We start from the raw sequence: 20543 nt of genomic DNA, 5'->3' as shown, positions 1-20543 counted from the left end.
GGCGTCGGGCACTTCGGGCAAAAGCCCAAGAGTGCCCGACATCCGTGGTATCGACCAGCTCAGACCTTGCGGTACCGGGACTGGAGGAAGCAGTAGACGCCGAAGGCGGCGATGCCGAGGGCGACAAGGGTCAGCAGGAACATGCCGTAAGACTGCTCACGCAGGGTGTGCAGCGCGGCGTCCAGACCGCGGGCCTTCTCCGGGTCGTAGTTCACCGCCGCCACGATGACCAGCAGACCGGCGATGCCGTAGGCAACGCCCTTGGCGATGTATCCGGCCATGCCCAGCCGGCGGGCGAGCTGACGGGTCTTCGGGCTCATCTCGCCGGTCTTGAGGTGCTTCTCGAACTTCTTCCGGGCGCCGTAGATCACCAGGCCGATACCGATCGCGGCGACCACCAGGCCGGCCAGGCCGACCAGCCAGCGGCCACCGCTGGAGGTCATCAGCTTGCCGGTCAACGCCTCCTGCTGGTCGGCGCTGTTCGACCCGGCGTCGGAGAAGACCTTGAAGGCGGTCCAGGCGAAGTAGAGGTAGACGACGGTACGGCCGGCCGAGGCGAGCCGTTCCAGGACCCGCTCCTTGCCGCGCTCGGCGCGGTGCCCGACCGCCGCCTCCAGCGCCTGCCAGATCGCCATCGCGAGCAGGCCGACCGCGACGGCGATGACCAGGAACTTGCCGAGGGGCTGTGCGGAGAGGGTACGCAGCGCGCCGGACTGGTCGCCGTCGTCGGACGACGTGCCGAACGCGATCTGCAACGCCAACCAGGCGAAGAGGAGGTGGACGATGCCGTAGCCGATGAAGCCGGCCCGGGCGAGAAGTTCCAGCCACCGGCTGTCCGCCGTACGGGAGGCGGTGGCTTCGGCGCTACGGGTGAGTGACATGGCGTCACAATCTCCGATTTTGAAGATTCCCAAACGTCGGCCACCGCCGCCCGCCCAGGTCAGCTGCCCGGGTTGCGCGATACGCGAATCTTGACCTGTTGGTCGGTCACGCTGTCCAGGGTGACAGCGAAGCCCCCGGCCTCGGCGGCCTGCTGGCCGGTGGTGAGGGTGAGCTGCTCACCGGCGACCTCGACGGTCACCTGGTCACCCTCGGCGCCGACCAGCTTGGCCTCGACGCCCAGGATGGTGGTGCTCGCGTCGACACCCCGCTCGAAGGTGACAGTGCAGGCGTCCAGCCCGCAGTCGGTGGAGGCGCCCTGGGAGCTGCACCCGGCGAGCACGGCGAGGCCGAGCGCCAGACCGGCGAAGAGACCGGCGGCGCGGCGGACGGGGAAGATGGGCATGGTGGCGGGTCGGTTCGTCACCTCGCCAAGAGTACGAGACATCTGCGAGGTTGCCGCCGAACGGTGATCACCTGGCGGCCGGGAAGGGCACGGGGGCACCGGCTAGGGTCCGGGACATGCCGTTCGACATCGCCCGCACCCGGGCCGCCTACCCCGCCCTGACCGAGGGCTTCGTCCACTTCGACGGTGCCGGCGGCACCCAGACCGCGGCCGGTGTGATCGACGCGGTCACCGACGCCATGCGGTCGGCGGTGGGCAACCGCAGCGCCGCCTTCGTCCCGGGTCGACGATCGTTGGAGTTGGTGGCCGAGGCGCGCTCGGCGGTGGCCGACCTGCTCGGCGCCGACCCGGCCGGGGTGGTGCTCGGCCCGAGCGCGACCGCGCTGACGTACACCCTGGCCCGCACGCTCGGCGCGGCCTGGCGCCCGGGTGACGAGGTGGTGGTCTCGCGGCTCGACCACGACGCGAACGTGCGGCCGTGGGTGCATGCCGCCGAGGCGGCCGGCGCGACGGTGCGCTGGGCCGAGGTCGACCGGCACACCGGTGAGCTGCCTGCGTCCCAGTACGCGGACCTGGTGGGTGAGCGGACCCGGGTGGTAGCGGTGACGGCCGGCAGCAACGCCATCGGCACCATGCCGGACGTGTCGGCGATCGCCAAGACGGCGCACGCGGTGGGCGCGTTGGTCTACGTCGACGGGGTGCACTCGGTGCCGCACGGGCCGACCGACCTGGCCTCGCTCGGCGCCGACGTGCTGGTCACCAGCGCGTACAAGTGGTCTGGCCCGCACCTGGCGGCGATGGTGGCGGACCCGGCCCGGTGGGCGGCGTTGCGCCCGGCGAAGCTGGTGCCGTCCTCCGACGCGGTGCCGGACCGGTTCGAGTACGGCACGCCGAGCTTCCCGCTGCTGGCCGGTGTGGCCGCTGCGGTGGATCACCTGGCGGGCCTGGACCCGGACGCCGTCGGGGACCGGCGGGACCGGCTGCGGGCCGGGCTGGCCGCCGCCCAGGCGCACGAGGAGGCACTGCTGGACCGGTTGCTCGTCGGGCTGGCGCAGCGGCCGGCGATCACCGTCTACGGCTCGCCGGCGCGGCGCTGCCCGACGGTCTCGTTCCGGGTCGCCGGGATGTCCCCGGCGGCCACCCAGGAGGCGTTGGGCGCCGCCGGGTTCTGCCTCTCCGTCGGCGACTACTACGCCTACGAGTACTTCGAGCTGATGGGTCTTCGCGACAGCGGCGGTGCGGTGCGGGCCAGCGTCTACCACTACAACACGGCCGACGAGGTGGACCGGTTGCTCGGCGAACTCGACGCGCTGGCCGAGCGGGCGGGGAGAATGGCCGGATGAGCACCCTGGTCGAGGACAACCCGGCGAAGCACCGCTTCGAGATCCTGGTCGACGACGCGCTGGCCGGCTTCACCGCGTACGTGCCGCGCGGTGAGGTCCTGGTCTTCACCCACACCGAGGTGGACCGGGGCTTTCAGGGCAAGGGCGTGGGCGGCGCGCTGATCCGCGGCACCCTGGACCAGCTCCGGGCACGCGGCACGACGGTGGTGCCGCAGTGCCCCTTCATGGCCGCCTTCATCGACAAGCACCCCGAGTACGCCGACCTGGTCGCCGACCTCCCGTAGCGCGGGGGCCGGTCAGCGGGTGCCGGTGAGCACCTCGGCGGCGGCCTGTCCGCTGGCCCGGGTGGCACCGTGGGTGGCCAGGTGCACCGCCCCGGTGACCAGCTCGGGCACACCCAACTCGACGACGACGGCGTCCGGGCGGGCGGCCAACGCGCGGTGCACGGCGGCGCGCATCCAGTCGTGCCGGTGCTGGTCGCGGACGACCAGGACCAGGGGGCGGCTGCCCGCCCCGGCGCCCGGGTCCGCCGGCACGTCGGGTTCGGCGTAGCGGACCGTGCTGGTGCCGGGCAGCAGCTCGGTCAGTGGTCCGCCGATGCCCCACGGGGTCTCGGCGCCGATGGCGATGTTGCGCAGCGGCTCGAACTCGACGACGTGCGCCGCGCGGGTCAGGGGCAGCGCGACAGTCGTACCGGGGGCGGCGGTGACCCGGACGGCCCGGCGGGCGGCGACCAGCCCGACGTCGGCGGCGGCGCGCGCGCCGGCCGAGCCGGCACTGCGGGCGGCCACCGTCCAGGCGGCGAGTTGACCGACGCGCTTGGCGGCCTCGGCGAGACGTTCCTCGGGCAGCTCACCGGAGACGACGGCGGCCACGATGGCGTCGCGCAGCTCGCGGGCGGCCTGCTCGTCGGCCCGTTCGCCACCGATGCAGATGGCGTCGGCCCCGGCGGCGAGGGCGCGGACCGTCGCGCCGGCGAAGCCGTACCGGTCGGCGACCGCGCGCATCTCCACCGCGTCGGTGACCACCACGCCGGAGAAGCCCAGCTCGTCGCGGAGCAACCCGCCGAGGATGCGCTGACTCAGCGTCGCCGGCAGGTGCGGGTCGAGCGCGGGCACCAGCAGGTGGCCGGTCATCACCGCCTGCACCCCGGCGGCCACGGCGGCGCGGAACGGGGCGAGTTCACAGGCGTCCAGCCGGTCCCGGTCGGCGGTGATCCGGGGCAGGTCGTGATGTGAGTCGACCCGGGTGTCGCCGTGCCCGGGAAAGTGTTTGGCGCAGGCCGCGACGCCGCCGGCCTGGAGCCCGCGGACCCAGGCGGCGGTGTGCCGCGCGACCAGCACCGGGTCGGCGCCGAAGGAGCGGACGCCGATCACCGGGTTCGCCGGGTTGGAGTTGACGTCGGCGTCCGGGGCGTAGTTGAGGGTGACCCCCGCCTTGGCCAGCTCGGCGCCGAGGTCCCGGGCGACGGCCTCGGTCAGCTCCGGGTCGTCGACAGCGCCGAGGGCGAAGTTGCCGGGCCGGGAGCTCCCGTGCACCGACTCCAGCCGGGTGACGTCGCCGGCCTCCTCGTCGATCGCCACGATGACGTCCGGCCGTTCCGCGCGCAGCGTCGCGGTGAGCGCGGCCACCTGCTCGGTGTCGACGACGTTGCGGGCGAAGAGCACCACCGAGCCGAGACCCTCGCCGAGCCAGCGGCACACCCATGGCGGCGGGGTGGTGCCGACGAAGCCGGGTTGCAGGACGGCGGCGGCGAGCGCCGGCAGGTGTCCGTTGGTGGTTGTCACTCCGCCCCCTCGCAGTGATCGGTGTCGATCACCGGCGACGGTGCGCCCCCGTCGACCCGCTGGTTGCGCTCGCTCATGCGGCCCCCGTACCCCATCTCTCGCGCGCCCTCGGCGCACCGCCACCGGCAGGCGGTCCTGCCATGGTCACACTGAGCGATTCAATAGTCAATAAACCTTACAGTTGCCTGGCGGCCCGCTCCCCGGGGAGAGTGCGGGGATGGATCCCGTCCTGCTGGCCGACGCGACGAGCCCGGCCGACATCCCCGGCGTACGCCTGCTCGGCCTGGTGGTCGGCGCCCTGCTGCTCCTCGCCGCGATCCGGGCGATGTTCGGTCGACGCTGACCCGCCCCGCGTCGACAACCGGTGTGACCGGGCGTCACCGGGGTACGGCTTCCCCATCAGCAGGTCCGCGTGCCGAAGGGGTAGGCCATGAAGATCGGATACTTTCTGTCCAGCGAGGAGTTCACGCCAGCCGAGTTGGTGGAGCAGGCGCGCGGTGCCGAACGGGCCGGCTTCGAGGCACTGTGGATTTCCGACCACTACCACCCCTGGGTGGACGCACAGGGGCAGAGCCCGTTCGTCTGGTCGATGATCGGCGCGCTCAGCCAGGTCTGTTCGCTGCCGGTGACCACTGCGGTGACCTGCCCCACCGTGCGGATCCACCCGGCCGTGATCGCGCAGGCGGCGGCGACCAGCGCGGTGCTGCACGGTGGGCGGTTCGTGCTCGGCGTCGGCACCGGCGAGGCGCTCAACGAGCACATCTTCGGCGACGCCTGGCCGCAGGCCGACGTCCGGCTGGAGATGCTGGAGGAGGCCGTCGAGGTGCTGCGCGCGCTGTGGGACGGCGGCTTCGTCAGCCACCACGGCAAGCACTACACGGTGGAGCAGGCCCGGATCTACACCCTGCCCGACACTCCCCCACCGATCTACGTCTCCGGCTTCGGACCGAAGGCCATCGACCTGGCCGCGCGGATCGGCGACGGCTACGTGAGCACCATGCCCGACGGCGAGATGGTCCGGCGCTTCCGCGAGAACGGCGGCGGCGACAAGCCGTGCCAGGCCGGCTTCAAGGCGGCGTACGCGGACAGCGAGGAGGAGGGGCTGCGCATCGCGTACGAGCGCTGGCCCAACGCGGGGGTGCCGGGTGAGCTGTCCCAGGTGCTGCCCTCGCCGCGGCACTTCGGGCAGGCCGCCGAACTGGTCAAGCCGGAGATGCTGAAGAAGGCGTTCGTCTGCGGCAACAGCGCCGACGCGCACCTGGAGATGATCGACCAGTACGCCAAGGCCGGCTTCGACGAGGTCTACGTGGCCAACACCGGCCCGCACTACCAGGGTCTGTTCGACCTCTACCAGCGCGAGGTCCTGCCCCGGCTGCGCTGAGTCGGCGATCAACGGGCCCATGATCGTCGGGACGCGTTTCGGCGGTCATGGGCCCGGGTACCTCCGGCCCTCGATGAAACTGTCCACGCACTCGATGACGTTGCGCCGCGCGGCCCGCAGCCTTTTCGGCTGGAAGGCGCTGCGGCCCAACCAACTGGCCGCGATGCGCGCGGTGATGAAGCGACGAGACGCCCTGGTGGTGTTGCCCACCGGTGCCGGCAAGTCGGCGATCTACCAGATCCCGGCCAGCCTGATACCCGGCCCCACAGTGGTGATCTCCCCACTGCTGGCCCTCCAGCAGGACCAGATCGCCTCCCTCAACGAGCGGCAACGCCCGGAGCTGCGGGCGGTGCGGATCAGCTCGAACGAGTCGGCCAGCCAGCAGGCCGAGGCGATCACCGAGATCCGCGAGGGCCGGGCGGAATTCCTCTTCATCACTCCGGAGCAGCTCAGCAATCCCGAGCGGATGGCCGAGGTCGCCGCGTTGAAGCCCGCGCTGGTGGCGATCGACGAGGCGCACTGCATCTCCGCGTGGGGGCACGACTTCCGCCCCGACTACCTGGCGCTCGGGCACCTCATCGACGGCATCGGCCGACCGCCCGTGGTCGCGCTGACCGCCACCGCCTCCCCTCCGGTACGCGACGACATCATCGCCCGGCTGCGGCTGCGCGACCCGGAGGTGGTGGTCTCCGGGCTGGACCGGCCGAACCTGTTCGTCGAGGTCGCGCACTGCCCCACCGAGGACTACCGGTGGCGGCGACTGATCGCGCTGCTGAGCGACGACGAGCGGCCCGGGATCATCTACGTGCCGACCCGTCGCGCCGCCGAGGAGTTGGCCACCCGGTTGACCGACGCCGGCTACCCGGCGCAGTTCTACCACGGTGGGATGGCGGCCGGCGCGCGCCACGACCTGCACGAGGCGTTCCTCGCCGATGAGGTCCCCATCATGGTGGCGACGTCGGCGTTCGGCATGGGCATCGACAAGCCGAACATCGCCTGGGTGGTGCACATGGCGCTGCCCGACTCACCGGACAGCTACTTCCAGGAGATCGGCCGGGCCGGCCGCGACGGGCAACCGGCCCGGGTGCTGCTGCTCTGGCAGGCCGAGGATGTGGGCCTGCAACGGTTCTTCAGCGGCGGCCTGCCCGACGTCGAGGAACTGCGCGACCTCGCCGCGCTGCTGCGCCGCAAGCCGGCCACCAAGACCGAGCTGCGCGAGACCACCGGCCTCGGGCCGCGCAAGCTGGGCCAGTACCTCTCCCTGTTGGAGCAGATCGGGGCGGCCGAGCCGCGTGCCCGGCAGCGCATCGCCGCGCCCCGTTACTCTCCGAACCCGACCGAGGCCGCCGCGGCGGCGCTGGCCGAGGCGGAGCGCCAGCAGACCGTGACCCGGTCCCGCACCGACATGATGCGGGCCTTCGCCGAGACCCGGGCCTGCCGGGGGCAGACCCTGCTGGCCTACTTCGGCGAGCAGATGACGCAGGTCTGCGGCCACTGCGACAACTGCCACAACGGCACCAGCGTTGCCGACCAGGGTGCGGTCGGGCCGTTCCCGGTGCACAGTCAGGTGCGTCACCCGGAGTGGGGGCCCGGCCTGGTGCTCTCGTACGAGGAGGACAAGATGACGGTCCTCTTCGATGAGGTCGGGTACAAGACGTTGTCGGTGCGCGTGGTGTCCGAACAGGGCCTGCTGACCCTGGACTAGCCTGACCCGGGCGCCCGTTTCGGGCCCGGTGGATCGACCAAGCAGAGCTTCGATTGACCAAGCAGAGCAGGGCGGAAGGGGCGTTGTCGTGATCGAGCAGCCGGCGTACACCGGGTTCGGTTTCTCCGACGAGGAGTGGGGGTTGCTGGTCGGCCTGCCGCAGTCGGTGCTGACCGCGGCGAGCGCCGCCGAGTCCGACGGCACCCGTCGGACCATGGCGGAGAACGCGGCCGGGCTGGAGACCATCGCCGCCGGCCGGGAGTCGGCCAGCCCCCTGGTCGCCGCCGTGGCCGGCGAGATCGTCACCCGGGTCGGTGACCCGGACACCGGTGAGGAGTTGCCGGCCATCGCGCCCGCCGACCCCGGGGCGTACATCGACGACGTGCTGCTGCGGGCCGGCGAGGCCGGCGCGTTGCTGGCCGCGCGGGTCGACGAGGGTGAGGCCGGCGCGTACAAGCACTGGCTCGTGAAGATCGCCGAGCAGGTGGTGGGCGCCGCGTCCAGCGGTGGGTTGCTGGGCATCGGCGGCGAGTCGGTCAGCGACTCCGAGCGGCGTTTCCGCGACCGGCTCGCGCACGTGCTCATCGACTGACCGACGACAACGAGGTGTCGACCGGACCGGTCGGCTCGACGGCCAGCGCCGTGGAGTCGGCCGGCCGGATGCCGCGCAGCGCGACCAGCGCGGTGACCGCGCCCAGCAGCATCACCGCCATGGCGGCGTACGCGGCCAGGTGCAGCCCGTCGGTGAACGCGACAGCTGCGGCGTGCCGCACCGCGTTGGCCAGCTCCGCCGGCAGACCCTGGGCGACAGCGAGCGCACCGCCGAGGGTCTCCTGGGCCGCGGTGCCGGCGTCGGCGGGCAGCCCGGCCGGCAGTCCGTCGACGATCTCGCGGCGGTAGACGGCCGCCCCCACGCTGCCCAGGATCGCCATTCCCAGCGCACCGCCCAGCTCGCTGCTGGACTCGGTCAGCGCCGACGCGACACCGGCCTGCTCGGGCGGCGCCGCGCCGAGGACCAGCTCGGTGACGAGGGACATCACCATCACCAGACCACCCGCGTAGACACTGGCGCCGACGAGCAGCAGCCACAGCGGCGTCTCCGGGGTGACCCGGGTCAACACCACGAAACCGACAAGTGCGATTCCGAACCCCGCACCGATCAGGTACGCCCGTTCGACGCGCTGGGCGAGGGCGGCGGCGGCCGGTGCGACTCCGCCCACGGCGAGGGACGGCACGAGGCTCCACAGTGCCGCCCGCAGCGGACTCAGGCCGAGCACCAGTTGGAGGTGCTGGGTGGTGAAGATGGCGAAGCCGACGATGGCGAACATCGCCAGCAGGTTGACGGCGAGCGACCCGGCGAAGCCGCGACGGCGGAACAGCGCGAGATCGACCATCGGGTACGCCCGGGTCCGCTGCCGGTGCAGGAACAGCGCCCCCACCAGCAGACCGCCGACGATGGCGAGAACCCGTGCCGGGCTGAGGCCGTCGCGGGCCATCTCCTTGATGCCGTAGATCACCGGCAGCAGCGCGCCGAGCGACAGTGCCGCGCTGATCAGGTCGAACCGCCCGGTCGCCGGGTTGCGGAACTCGGGCACCAGGAGCGGGACGAGCAGCAGCAGCATCAGCATCGCCGGGATGTTGATCAGGAAGATCGAGCCCCACCAGAAGTGCTCCAGCAGGATGCCGCTGAGCACCGGTCCGATCGCGATGCCGCCGGTGAGGGTGGCGGTCCAGATGCCGATGGCGGTGCCGCGCTGCTTGGCGTCGTGGAACATGTTGCGCACCAGGGCGAGGGTCGAGGGCATCAGGGTTGCCCCACCGACGCCGAGCACGGCACGCGCGGCGATCAACGTCGCGGTGCTGTCGGCGTACGCGGCCAGCAGCGACGCCGCCCCGAACGCGGTGGCGCCGATCAGCAGGAGTCGGCGCCGGCCGATCCGGTCACCCAGCGCACCCATGGTGATGAGCAGCCCGGCCAGCACGAAGCCGTAGATGTCGAAGATCCATAGCTGCTCGGTGGCGGTGGGGCGCAGCTCCGCGCTGATGAACGGGACGGCGAAGTAGAGCACCGACACGTCCATCGAGACCAGGAGCAGCGGCAGCATCAGCACCGTGAGCCCGATCCACTCCCGCCGGCCCGCTCGCGGCGCCGGTGTGGTGATGGTGTCACTCATGATCAGTTTCCCTTCTGCGTATGGCGTACGCTGTTATGCGTAGACCATACGCAGAACTAGGATGGCGAGGCAAGGAGGAAATGTGGCGGCGAAGACAGACGACAGCGGGCCCGTACTCCCACCGGCCATCGAGAGCGCGTGGGGGCTGCGGGAGCGGCCACCCAAGGGCCCCCGGCCGGGAATGAGCGTGGCCACCATCGTGGACGCCGCCGTACGCGTCGCCGACGCCGACGGCCTGGCGGCCGTCTCGATGAGCCGGGTGGCCAAGGAGTTGGGCGCCGCGACCATGGCCCTCTACCGGTACGTCGGCTCGAAGGACGAGCTGCTGATGCTCATGGTCGACACCGGGTACGGCCCCTCTCCCGGGCCGCCCGCGCCGGAGGACGACTGGCGCGCCGGCCTCACCCGGTGGGCCTGGGCCGAGCACGACGTGCTGCGGCAACGGTCCTGGCTGCTGCACGTGCCGATCAGCGGCCCACCGATCACCCCACAGCAGCTCGGCTGGATGGAGGACGGGCTGCGCTGCCTCGACGGCACCACCCTCGGCGAGGGCGAGAAGATGTCGGTGCTCCTGCTGATCACCGGGTACGTCCGCAACGAGGCCACCCTCACCTCGCAGATCGCCGAGGGCAGCCAGGCGGCCGGAGTCGAGCCCAGTGAGATGATGCCGGCGTACGGTCGGCTGGTGGCCCGACTCATCGACCCGGCCCGCTTCCCCGCGCTGCACCGGGTGCTGAGCGCCGGCGTGCTCTACCAGGACGACGACCCCGACGACGAGTTCGTCTTCGGTCTGGACCGGATCCTCGACGGCGTCGAGGCGCTGATCCAACGCCGAACGGGCTGAGGGAGCACCGATGCTGCCAAGAGACACCATCGACACCACGGTCCTGCCACCGGGCGAACGGTTCGGCATGTGGCTGGACCTGATCGCGCGCACCTCGGTGCCGCTGCGCATCCGCTCCGCGCACAGCGACGACTTCACCGCCCGGGCCAGCTTCATCGCGCTCGGCCCGATCGAGCTGGCGCAGTACGAGTACCCGTCGCTGGACGCCACCCGGACCCCGAAGCTGGTCCGTCAGTCCGACCCGGAGTTGTACATCCTCGCCCTCACCACCGGCGGCATCGGCACGTCCAGCCAGGACGGTCGCCGCAGCGAGATCCTGACCGGCGAGTTCACCTTCTACGACGCGTCCCGGCCACACGACGTCTGCCACCACGCCACGAAGCCCGAGCGGGACCAGGCCGCCTCGATCGTCACGATGATCCCGCACGCGGCGCTGCCACTGCCACCACAGCGGATGGCCGCGCTCTACGGCGGCCGGATGTCCGGCAGCGAGGGGATCGGGGCGTTACTCGCGCAGTTCCTGCTCCAGGTGACCGGGCACCCCGAGCAGTACCATGCCGCCGACGCCAGCCGGCTCGGCGCGGTGGGACTGGACCTGGCCACCACAATGCTCGGCCGGCACCTCGTCGCCGAGGACGCCGTGCCCACCGAGGTCCGCCGCCGGGCGCTGCTCACCCAGGTGCAGTCGTACATCCACCGCCACCTCGGCGACGCGACACTCGGCCCGCAGGTCGTCGCCGACGCCCACCACATCTCGGTGCGATCCCTGCACCGGTTGTTCGAGGCCGAGGACGCCACTGTGGCGTCGTACATCCGGGACATGCGGCTGGCCCGGTGCCGGCGCGACCTGACCGACCCGGCGCTGCGCAACCAGCCCGTGCAGACCGTCGGGGCACGCTGGGGATTTCCCGACAAGGCCCACTTCAGCAGGGCATTCCGGGCCGCGTACGGCACCACCCCACAGGAGCACCGCGACGGCGGCTCGGATTTGGCGCGGATCGTCAACCGTCAGGCGTCCACGGTCAACCCGCTGACGGCAGACTGACACCAACGCGGTCGGCCATCACCTGGTGGGCCGCCAACGGGGGCCGTGGCGAGGCGCCCGCCGCGCGAGCGGCGGGCGGCCGCCCGGTGGCACCCCGGCTGACGCCCGAGGCTCCGGTCCCGTCGCGCTTCCCCCCAGAATCGCCGACGGGGCCGGTCAGGACTTCTCCAGCAGCTCCAGGACGACTCGCTCCGCCTCCTCGCGAGGCGCCCGCGGATCCACCGACGCCACCACCCCGTCGTGGTAGAGGTCGACCACCCGTGGGTCCACGTAGGACGCGCGAGCCACCGTCGGCGTGTTGCCCAGCAGTTCCGCCACCGCACGCATCACGGCGACCACCGCCTTACGCCGGGCGGTCACCGAGCGGGCCGGACCGGCGGTGGCCAACTCGGTCGCCGCGAGCACCGTGGCGTGCCAGGTGCGGAAGTCCTTCGCTGTCATCTCCCCACCACTGGCGTCGCGCAGGTAGCCGTTGACCTCGTCACTGCGCACGTCGCGCCACTCCCTGCCGTCCCAGTAGCCGAACAGCCGCTCCGCCCGTCGCCGACGACGGCGCAGGTTGGCCAGCACCTGACACAGCTCCGGGTCCTCGATCCGGCGTACCTGCTCGATGCCCCCCTTCGCGGGAAACACGAGCACCACGCAGCCGCGACGGGACCGGGCATGCTCGGGGCGCAGGGTGGCCACCCCGTACGTCGGGTCGTCGCCGTTCGCGTACTGGTCGCTGCCGACCCGGAACATCCCCATGTCCAGCAGGCGGGCAACAGTGGCCAGCACCCGGTCCCGGCCCAGGCCACGCCCGTCCAGGTCCCGCCCCACCCGTTCGCGCAGCGCCGGCAGCCGCCGGGCCACCTCCAGCACCCGGTCGAACTTCGCCTCGTCCTGCTTCTCCCGCCACCGCGGGTGGTACACGTACTGCTTGCGCCCGGCCGCGTCGATGCCGATCGCCTGGATGTGCCCGTTCGGATGCGGCGCGATCCACACGTCCTGCCAGGCCGGCGGGATGACCAACTCCCGCAGCCGGGCCAGCGCGTCCGGATCCCGCACCGGAGCCCCGGACGGGTCGACGAAGAGCCAACCCCGTCCGCGCCGACGTCGTCCGTACCCCGGTCGACCCGGGTCGCTACGCCGCAACCGCACCGGAGACCCGCACCACCCTCTCCACCTCGGCCACGGCGGCCAGCACCTCGTCGAGGCGCAGAGCCGCCATCGTCGGGTGGCTTCCTACCCCATCCCACCTGGACCAATCCGCCTCGCCGGCCCAGAGCACCCGGTGCCGTGGCCGGTCCGGCGGTGGTCCCCAGTGCGCCGGGGGCACCGGGCCGAAGAGGACCACCGACGGGGTGCCGTACCCGGTGGCCAGGTGGGCGATGCCGGTGTCCCCGCTGACCACGAGCCGGGCGTCGGCCACCAGCGCGGCGAGCCCGCCCAGGTCGGTCCGGCCGGCCAGCACCGCGTCCGAGCTGAGGCCCGCGGCGTCGGCCACCCGGGCCGCCAACGCCCGTTCGTCGGCCGAGCCGGTGAGCAGCACGCGGTGCCCCTGGTCGGTCAGCGTCCGGGCCAGCGCGGCGAACCGCTCGGCCGGCCACCGTTTGGCCGGGATCTTGCTTCCCGGGTGCAGCAGTGTGACACCGCTGGGCAGCCCCGTCGGCCCGGGCCGACGCAGACCGAGGTCGGCGCGGTCGGCCGGGATGTCGTACCAGGACAGCAACCGGCACCACCGGTCCACCTCGTGCTCGTCGACGGCCCAGCGCGGGCCGTCGACGTGGTCGGCGTCCGGGCTGGCATAGGCGAGCAGCCGACCGGGCCCGGTGGCCGCGAGCAGCCGGTGCGACTGCGGGCCGCGCCCGTGCAGGTTGACTGCTACCCGCGGGGCCGACCCGACCCGGAGGGGCCGCTCCAGCCCGGCGGTGTCCACCACCCTGTCGACGCCACCGACCAGGTCGACCAGCGGAGCCAGCCAGCCGGGCGCGGCGAGCGCCAGCTCCCGCGACGGGTACGCGGCCCGCAGCGCCCGCAGCGCGGGCACCGCGGTCACCAGATCGCCGACGCCGAGGGCGCGCAGCACGAGGATCACGGGTACGAGGTCTCCTGCTCGGCGCAGACCACCATCTCGCGCACCGCGCAACCGGGCGGCTGGTTGAGCGCGAACATGATCGCGGCGGCGGTGTCGGCGGGCTCGTTGAGGATCGCGTCCGGCCCCGGCTTGTACTGCGGGTCACGTTCGTCGAAGAACGAGGTGCGCATCCCACCCGGAATGAGCAGGGTGACGCCGACCTGACCGGCCAGCTCGGCGGCGAGGGCCCGGGTGAACCCCACCACGCCGAACTTCGCCGCGCAGTACGCGGTGGCGTCGCTGACCGCCTTGACGCCCAGGGTGGAGGCGACAGTGACGATGCGGCCCCGGGAGGTCAGCAGGAACGGCAGCGCGGCCCGGATCACCGCCGCGGTGGCCAGCAGGTCGACGGCGACGATCCGGTCCCAGGTCTCCCCCGGCAGGTCGGCGAGTCGGCCCGGCACGTCGGTGCCGGCGGCGGTGACCACCGCGTCCAGACCACCCGCCTGCTCGGCGAGGTGCTGGGTGGCCACCTCGGCGGCTCGTGTGTCGGCCAGGTCGCACTCGGTCCAGGACACCCCGTCGACCGGCGGCTGCCGGTCCAGTACGAGCGGTCGGCCACCGGAGGCGGCGACCGCGGCGACCACAGCGGCGCCGAGGCCGCTGGCACCGCCGGTGACCAGGACGGTGGGCCCGGCACCGGGCCGGGTGGCGGTCATCGGGTCCGCTCCGCAAGTGTGCGGACGATCAGGTCGGTGGTGGAACGACCGTCCAGATAGGGCACCACCACCGTGTTCCCACCCCAGCGGCGCAGGACCTCCGCCTCCGGCAGGGTGGCGCTCGAATCCCCACCGCCGGTGGCGTAGTCACCGCCCTTGACCCAGACGTCGGGGCGTACCCAGGACAGCGCCGCCTCCGGGGTCGGCTCGTCGAAGATGAGGACCGCGTCGACGCAGCTCAGGGCGGCCAGCAGCCGGCTGCGGTCAGCTTCGGACTGCACCGGCCGATCCGGCCCCTTCAACAGGGCCACGCTGGCGTCGGAGTTCAGGCAGACGATCAGGCAGTCGCCGAGCTGCCGGGCCGCCTCCAGGGTGGCCACGTGCCCGGCGTGCAGCAGGTCGAAGCAACCTCCGGTCGCCACCACAGTGCCACCCGCGGCGCGTACCTCACCCAGGAGCGTGGCAACAGCGGCCACCCCCACCCGGTCGGCCACCGCAGCACCTCGTGGTGCCGGCTGGAGGGCTCGCGGCCCCGGCGCGCTCCTGACCCGCACCGTAGGTGCCGACGGAGGCAGCGCCGTGGCCACTCCCCCACCGGCCACGTACGCGGACGCCTCGGCGACCGCCACCTGCACCGCCTCGGAGACCAGCGCGCCCTGGGCCAGCGCGAGGCTGGCCGCCGCCGCGAACCGGTCGCCGGCACCGCAGGTGTCCCCCTCGGCGCTACCCGACGTCGGCACCACCAACGGCGTCGAACCGGCGTGGCAGAGCAGCGCGCCGTCACCGCCCAGCGTCACAGCGACCGCGCCGGCCCGCCAGCGCCGCCGTAGACCCTGGGCGCCGCGGGACGCGGTGGCCAGTCGGGAGGCGCCGGGCAGCGCGGGAACCAGCTCGCGCACCTCGGACTCGTTCGGGGTGGCCAGGTGTACGCCGGGCACGGCCGCCGGGCCGCGCGGATGCGGGTCCCACACCACCGGCGCGCGGGTGGCGGCCAACGCGTCGCGCAGCGCGGGCTGCCGGGCCACCCCCCGGCCGTAGTCGCTGACCAGCACCGCCGAGGCCGCGGCGATCACCCGGAGCACCTCGTCGGAGGGCTGACCCGGCTCACCGAACGTGCCGCCCCGATCGTGGCGCAGCAGCACCCGCCCCCGGGCCCGCAACCGGATCTTCTCCGGCGTCGCGCCGGCAAGGGCCAGTGGGTACACCTGCACGCCGGCGGCGGCGAGCAGGGCGCTCAGCCGGGCCCCGCCGGCGTCGTCGGCGAGCGCTGTCACCAGCACCACCTCGGCACCCTGCGCGGCGGCGAAGACCGCCGCCAGCCCGGCGCCCCCCGGTCGGTCGGTGGCCGCGGTCTCGTCGAGCACCGGCACCGGAGAATCCGGGCAGAGCCGGTTCACCACACCTTCCACATCCCGGTCGAGCAGGGTGTCCCCGAGCACCACCACCGGTCCCCTCACGCTTGCCTCCTCATCCTCAGGCGTCGACCTGCTGTCCGGCTCACGCGTCGACCTGCTGTCCGGTCCCGCCGTCGAGCACCACCTCGACCCCCGTGCGTACCGGTGCGGCGGGCAGCCGACCGGCCGGTGCGGGCTCCCCGGGCACGGGGTGGACGACCGCCGGCTCGGCGACCGCCGCCTGCGCGGCGGGCAACTCCTGTTCGAGGTACTCGCAGAGCAGATGACTGGTCACCAGGTGCAGCTCCTGGACCACCTGGGTGTCCGGGGACGCGACGGCCAGCACGTCGTCGCAGGCCTCGGCGAGCGGATTGGGGGCGGCGCCGGTGAGCGCCCAGGTGGTCACCCCGACGTCGCGGGCCGCCTGCGCGGCGGCGACCAGGTTGGGGCTGGTCCCGCTGGTGCTCAGCAGCAGCAGGACGTCGCCCGGGCGGCCGTGGGCGCGCACCTGGCGGGCGTACACGTCGGTGTAGCCGTAGTCGTTGGCGATGGCGGTGAGCGCGCTCGTCTCGGCGTGCAGCGCGATAGCGGACAGCGGCTGACGGTCGTCGTGCAGCTTGCCGACCAGCTCGGCAGTGAGGTGCTGGGCCTCGGCGGCGCTGCCGCCGTTGCCGGCCACCAGCAGGCGACCCCCGGCGGCCAGCCGGTGGGCCAGGTCCGCGCCCCAGCGCGCCAACTGCCGCTCACACCGTCGGTACGGCACCAGCGCCGCCGCGAGATTCGTCAGGTGGGTGTCGAGCAGGGTGCCCGTCGGCATCAGGCCACCACCCGGGTCGGCCGGCGCACCGCGGCCACCTCGCTGTAGACCTCGACCAGCCGCTCGGCGGTGGCCGCCCACGAGTACCGCTCCCGGGCCCGCTCACGCGCCGCCGTCGCGTACGCGAAGCGCCTGATCCGGTCGTCGAGCAACCCCTGGATCGCGGTGGCCAGCGCGTGCGGGTCGCGGGCCGGCACGAGGTCACCTGTCGTCCCGTCGACAACTGTGTCCCGGATGCCGCCCACTGCCGTGCCGACAACCGGCACCCCACAGGCCATCGCCTCCAGCGGGGTCAACCCGAACGGCTCGTACCAGGGCGCCGCGACCAGCAGGTCAGCCGAGCGGTACCAGCGGCCCATCTCCTCCCGGGGCACCGCGCCGACCAGGTGCACCCGGTCGGCCACCCCGCACGACTCGGCGAGGGCCCGCAGCCGGCGGGCGTACGGGTCGGTCTCCAACAACCCCTCGGGTGGGCCGCCGACGACCACGCACTCGGCGTCCGGGACCAGCTCCATCGCGCGGATCACGGTCTGGAAGCCCTTGCGCTCGACCAGCCGACCCACTGTGAGGATGCGGGCCCGTCCGGGTTCCCGGTCGGCGGCCGGCCCGAGCGGGGCGAAGGTGGCGAGGTTGACCCCGGAGGGCACCACAGTCATCCGGGACCGGGGCACGCCCATCCGGACCAGCTCGCCCACCTCGTCGCGGCACTGCGCGACGATCCGGTCCACCGAGCGGCCCAGCTCCCGCTCGTAGGAGACCCGTCGGGCCGGACTGGTGTCCTGCACACCCTGGTAGCGGCGCTTCACAGTGCCCAGCGCGTGGTACGTCTGCACCACCGGCACCCCGGTCTGCCGGCCGGCGGTCAGCCCGGCCAGGCCGCTCATCCAGAAGTGCGCGTGGATGACCTCGGGCACCCACTCGCCGCCGCGCCAGCGCTCGATCAGCCAGTTGCTGAACTCCCGCATGTGCGGCAGCAGCGCGTCCTTGGCCACCGGCTCGGCCGGGCCGGCCGGCACGTGCACCACGTCGTACCCGTCCGGGCTGCGGACGGTCACCGGCAGGTCGGGCGCGTCGCGGCGGGTGTAGACCCGAACCTCGTGCCCGGCGGCGGCGAGCGCGGCGGACAGCTCCGCGACGTGCGTGTTCTGGCCGCCGGCATCCTCCCCTCCGAGGACGGCGAGCGGGCTGGCGTGCTCCGAGATCATCGCGATCCGCATACTTCCTCCTCCAGCAGCCGGTCCCAGTCAGCGAGGAAACGGTCGAGGCCGTACCTGTCGCGCGCGGCGGTTCGCGCCGCCGCTCCGGCCTGCCGCGCGGTCGCCGGTTCGGCGATGAACCGGCGGGCGGCGTCGAGCAGGGTGTCGGTCCGGGTGGCGAGCGCCCCCGCCTCCGGGGGCACCGCCATCACCGCCTCGGTGGTGGCGAGCGCGACGACCGGCATGCCGATCGCCATCGCCTCGATGAGGCTGAGCCCGAGGGAGGTCCACCGGCACAGGTGCAGGTACGCCCGCCGCCGGGCCAGTTCGGTGTGCATCCGCTCCTGGGGCACGTCGTCGTGGCTGGTCAGCCGGTCGGCGGGCAGACCGAGGTGGTCGGCGAGGCCGGCGACGCCCATGCCGAACACGTCCAGCGGCGCGATCTCGGCGAACTGGGGCAGCAGGTCCGTGCCGGTGACCCGACCTCGCCGTACCGGCTCGTTGATCACCACGGCGAGCCGGTCCAGCTCGCCGGTGTAGGACGCGGACGGGGCGACGATGCCGTGATCGACCACTGTGGTGCGGGTGGCCCCGGTGTCCCAGAAGATCTGGTTGAACCCGGTGACGTGGGCGATGAGCAGGTCGTCACGGTCGGCCATCGGGTGGCGGGTGTTCGGCACGTCGCCCTTGGGGGTGTTGTGCTCGACGTAGATCGCGGGAAGGTCCCGGCCGGGGCGGCGACGAAGCCACTGCTCGGCGCGGTCGATCTCCTCGGGACGTTGCAGGATGACCAGGTCGATGTCCGCGCCCGGCAGTTCCTCCGGGCTGACCTCGACCGCGCTGTCCGGCCAGGGGTAGGTGCGGGCCCGGCCGAGGCCGTACGGGCCGCGGTCGGGTGTGGTGGGAATCAGGTAGCGATGGCTGCCGTGCACGAACGACGTGGTCCAGGAGCCGTGCACGTGCCAGAGCAGGATGTTCATCGTCCGCCACCACCGCTGACGGCGAGGGTCCGGAGCGCGTCGACCACGTCGTCCGGGTCGACGGCACTGAGGCAGGGGTGCCCGGGGACCGGGCAACTGGCCGCCCGGGTGTCCCGGCAGGGCGCGGCGGCGTCGCCGAGCCGGACGGTGGGCACCCGGTAGGGCCCCCACTGGCCGAACGGCACGGTCGGCGCGAAGAGACTCACCACTGGCACACCGGCGGCGGCCGCCAGGTGCGCGGGCCCGGTGTTGCCGACCACCACCGCGCTGGCGTCCGCGACGATCGCGGCCAGCCCGGCGAGGTCGGTACGGCCGCCCAGGTCGGTGCCGCCGGCCGCGGCGACCCGGGCGGTGACAGCGCGCTCGTCCGGGCCGCCGGTGACCAGCACCCGGTGCCCGGCGTCGGTCAGCGCCCCGACGATCCGGGTCGCGACCTCGGGCGGGCACGCCCGGCTCGACGCGGCCGACCCGGGGTGCAGCACCACGTACCCCGGGTCGCCGAGGTCGGCCGGGCGCGGCGGTACGGCGTCTCGGCGCAGCCGCAGGACCGGTTCGTCGTCGTCGGGCAGCCGGTGACCGGCGGCGGCGGCCAGGGAGAGGGCGCGTTCGGGTTCGGGGACGCCCACCGGCACCCGGTGCCGGACGTCCAGCAGCGAGCCCGGATAGTCGTCGCTGATCGCCGCGATCCGGTCGATCCCCGCCATCCGCAACAGCAGCGCCAGCGGCAGGGCGGACTGGTGGAACGAGGTGAACACCACCGCCTGGTCCACGTCGACGGCGCCCAACCGCGCGGTCAGACTCCGCAAGGCCTCCGGGTCGACCGGCCCCGGTGTGGGGTCGATCCAGGGCAGCGGATGCTCGATGATCTCGTCGACGCCGGGCAACAGGTTGGCGGCGGCCCGACCGCGCGGCCCGCAGAGCAGCACCACCCGCTCCGCTCCGGCCGCGACGGCGCGGATCGCCGGGCCGGTGACCAGCACGTCACCCGCCGAGTCCGAGCGGACCACCAGCGCCGTCCGTACCGGTCCGGTGGGCGGGGTCGAGGGCTGCACTGCCTGTTGGCGGCGCAGGATCTCCGCCACTGCCGCCGGCAGATCGGTGGCCACCCATCCGGCGGCGGCGACCTCCTCCGGCCGGGTCACCGGGGTGGGCACCAGCACCCCCGCGGCCCCGGCGGCCATGGCGGCGGCGACGTCCCGGCCGATGTCGCCCACCAGTACGCACCGGGACGGCGTCGTTCCCAGCTCGCGGGCCGCGGCGTACACCAGACCGGGCGCCGGCTTGCGGCAGTCGCAGCCGTCGGCGTCGTCGTGCGGGCAGACCAGCCATGCGTCGAACCGGCCCAGCAGCTCCTCGACGCGGGCGTGCACCGCAAGCATCTGCTCACCGCCGAAGTAACCCCGGGCCAGGCCCGACTGGTTGGTGACGACCGCCAGCCGCAGCCCGGCCGCGCGCAGCCGGTCCAGCGCCGCCCGCGCGCCGGGCACCGGCCGCACCTTCTCCGGGTCGCCGTTGTACGGCACGTCCTCGATCAGGGTGCCGTCGCGGTCCAGCAGCACCGCGTCGTAGAGCACCGGTCGGGGGCTTGCGACAGACCCGGAGCTGGCGCGGTCAGCAGCGGCGTACACCTGGGCTGACCTGCGCTGATACGGATCCTCCTGGTCCTGTCGCACAGGCGGCGGGTTCCCTGCGCCCCGAGGAGTAAACGTCGTCGTGGGGGCGGTGGGCCAGCGCCGCCAGCGATGCTCCGGGTCGGCCTTACCCGCCGTCGCCGAGAAGCTAACCCGGTCGGCCGTTAGCCCGTCCCGTGCTCCGGG

The 20543-nt window shown here is 73.3% G+C and carries 20 protein-coding genes; 8 read left to right on the top strand and 12 right to left on the bottom strand.

The window, feature by feature from the left end; translation table 11 throughout:
* Positions 1-59 precede the first annotated feature (59 nt).
* Positions 60-881 (bottom strand): DUF1206 domain-containing protein, encoded by an 822-nt coding sequence (locus NIE79_RS04090; protein WP_238677258.1) that lies wholly within the window; start codon positions 879-881, stop codon positions 60-62.
* Between the two features lie 59 nt (positions 882-940).
* A complete protein-coding gene (locus tag NIE79_RS04085) occupies positions 941-1306 on the bottom strand; it encodes a hypothetical protein (RefSeq protein ID WP_372471406.1) in 366 nt (121 codons plus the stop codon).
* 95 nt (positions 1307-1401) lie between these two features.
* Between NIE79_RS04085 and NIE79_RS04080 the strand changes: the two genes are divergently transcribed.
* Both NIE79_RS04080 and NIE79_RS04075 read left to right on the top strand, forming a co-directional pair.
* Positions 1402-2628 carry a cysteine desulfurase-like protein gene (locus tag NIE79_RS04080; RefSeq protein WP_238677257.1) on the top strand — a complete coding sequence of 409 codons (1227 nt, stop codon included), beginning with the start codon at positions 1402-1404 and terminating at the stop codon, positions 2626-2628.
* Entirely contained in the window at positions 2625-2912 is a 288-nt protein-coding gene (locus NIE79_RS04075; RefSeq protein ID WP_238677256.1) for a GNAT family N-acetyltransferase, read from the top strand. The genes NIE79_RS04080 and NIE79_RS04075 overlap by 4 nt, the downstream gene beginning before the upstream one ends.
* Positions 2913-2924: 12 nt before the next feature.
* On the opposite strand, the gene NIE79_RS04070 is transcribed toward NIE79_RS04075, so the two are convergent.
* Complete coding sequence (locus NIE79_RS04070) at positions 2925-4415, bottom strand: glycoside hydrolase family 3 protein (RefSeq protein WP_238677255.1); 1491 nt, start codon at positions 4413-4415, stop codon at positions 2925-2927.
* A 217-nt stretch (positions 4416-4632) separates the two neighbouring features.
* Between NIE79_RS04070 and NIE79_RS33565 the strand changes: the two genes are divergently transcribed.
* The 4 genes from NIE79_RS33565 to NIE79_RS04055 all read left to right on the top strand — a co-directional run bounded on the left by NIE79_RS33565 (position 4633) and on the right by NIE79_RS04055 (position 8093).
* Positions 4633-4758: a hypothetical protein gene (locus NIE79_RS33565; RefSeq protein WP_255750123.1), complete on the top strand. Its 126-nt coding sequence runs from the start codon at positions 4633-4635 to the stop codon at positions 4756-4758.
* 87 nt (positions 4759-4845) lie between these two features.
* Positions 4846-5796, top strand: coding sequence for a TIGR03557 family F420-dependent LLM class oxidoreductase (locus NIE79_RS04065; protein WP_238677254.1), 951 nt, complete (start codon positions 4846-4848; stop codon positions 5794-5796).
* A gap of 73 nt (positions 5797-5869) precedes the next feature.
* Entirely contained in the window at positions 5870-7501 is a 1632-nt protein-coding gene (locus NIE79_RS04060; RefSeq protein ID WP_238677253.1) for a RecQ family ATP-dependent DNA helicase, read from the top strand.
* A gap of 88 nt (positions 7502-7589) precedes the next feature.
* Entirely contained in the window at positions 7590-8093 is a 504-nt protein-coding gene (locus NIE79_RS04055) for a hypothetical protein (protein WP_238677252.1), read from the top strand.
* Here NIE79_RS04055 and NIE79_RS04050 read toward each other — a convergent pair.
* Positions 8083-9675, bottom strand: coding sequence for an MFS transporter (locus tag NIE79_RS04050; protein ID WP_238677251.1), 1593 nt, complete (start codon positions 9673-9675; stop codon positions 8083-8085). The genes NIE79_RS04055 and NIE79_RS04050 overlap by 11 nt on opposite strands.
* Positions 9676-9757: 82 nt before the next feature.
* Between NIE79_RS04050 and NIE79_RS04045 the strand changes: the two genes are divergently transcribed.
* Both NIE79_RS04045 and NIE79_RS04040 read left to right on the top strand, forming a co-directional pair.
* On the top strand, positions 9758-10519 hold the full coding sequence (locus NIE79_RS04045; RefSeq protein WP_238677250.1) for a TetR/AcrR family transcriptional regulator: 762 nt from the start codon (positions 9758-9760) through the stop codon (positions 10517-10519).
* 10 nt (positions 10520-10529) lie between these two features.
* Complete coding sequence (locus NIE79_RS04040) at positions 10530-11564, top strand: AraC-like ligand-binding domain-containing protein (RefSeq protein WP_238677249.1); 1035 nt, start codon at positions 10530-10532, stop codon at positions 11562-11564.
* Positions 11565-11720: 156 nt separating this feature from the next.
* Here the strand turns inward: NIE79_RS04040 and NIE79_RS04035 are convergent, their stop codons facing one another.
* The 8 genes from NIE79_RS04035 to NIE79_RS04000 are packed head-to-tail and all read right to left on the bottom strand — an operon-like array spanning position 11721 to position 20399.
* On the bottom strand, positions 11721-12704 hold the full coding sequence (locus NIE79_RS04035) for a DNA topoisomerase IB (RefSeq protein WP_238677248.1): 984 nt from the start codon (positions 12702-12704) through the stop codon (positions 11721-11723).
* Entirely contained in the window at positions 12688-13641 is a 954-nt protein-coding gene (locus NIE79_RS04030; protein ID WP_238677247.1) for a glycosyltransferase family 9 protein, read from the bottom strand. The genes NIE79_RS04035 and NIE79_RS04030 overlap by 17 nt, the downstream gene beginning before the upstream one ends.
* Complete coding sequence (locus tag NIE79_RS04025) at positions 13638-14339, bottom strand: SDR family oxidoreductase (RefSeq protein WP_238677246.1); 702 nt, start codon at positions 14337-14339, stop codon at positions 13638-13640. Before NIE79_RS04025 ends, NIE79_RS04030 begins: the two co-directional genes overlap by 4 nt.
* Positions 14336-15796 carry a PfkB family carbohydrate kinase gene (locus NIE79_RS04020; RefSeq protein WP_238677245.1) on the bottom strand — a complete coding sequence of 487 codons (1461 nt, stop codon included), beginning with the start codon at positions 15794-15796 and terminating at the stop codon, positions 14336-14338. Before NIE79_RS04020 ends, NIE79_RS04025 begins: the two co-directional genes overlap by 4 nt.
* A gap of 40 nt (positions 15797-15836) precedes the next feature.
* Entirely contained in the window at positions 15837-16550 is a 714-nt protein-coding gene (locus tag NIE79_RS04015; RefSeq protein ID WP_372471405.1) for a D-sedoheptulose-7-phosphate isomerase, read from the bottom strand.
* Positions 16550-17767 carry a glycosyltransferase gene (locus NIE79_RS04010; RefSeq protein WP_238677244.1) on the bottom strand — a complete coding sequence of 406 codons (1218 nt, stop codon included), beginning with the start codon at positions 17765-17767 and terminating at the stop codon, positions 16550-16552. Before NIE79_RS04010 ends, NIE79_RS04015 begins: the two co-directional genes overlap by 1 nt.
* The gene (locus NIE79_RS04005; RefSeq protein WP_238677243.1) at positions 17752-18726 is read right to left on the bottom strand and encodes a glycosyltransferase; all 975 of its coding nucleotides are present in this window, start codon (positions 18724-18726) and stop codon (positions 17752-17754) included. The genes NIE79_RS04010 and NIE79_RS04005 overlap by 16 nt, the downstream gene beginning before the upstream one ends.
* Positions 18723-20399 carry an HAD-IIIA family hydrolase gene (locus NIE79_RS04000; protein WP_238677242.1) on the bottom strand — a complete coding sequence of 559 codons (1677 nt, stop codon included), beginning with the start codon at positions 20397-20399 and terminating at the stop codon, positions 18723-18725. The genes NIE79_RS04005 and NIE79_RS04000 overlap by 4 nt, the downstream gene beginning before the upstream one ends.
* Positions 20400-20543 lie beyond the last annotated feature (144 nt).

This window comes from Micromonospora trifolii (assembly GCF_022229005.1).
GTDB classification, from domain to species: Bacteria; Actinomycetota; Actinomycetes; order Mycobacteriales; family Micromonosporaceae; genus Micromonospora; species Micromonospora trifolii.
The sequence above is the reverse complement of the archived record's forward strand: the minus strand, read 5'-3'. Positions and strand labels throughout refer to the sequence as shown.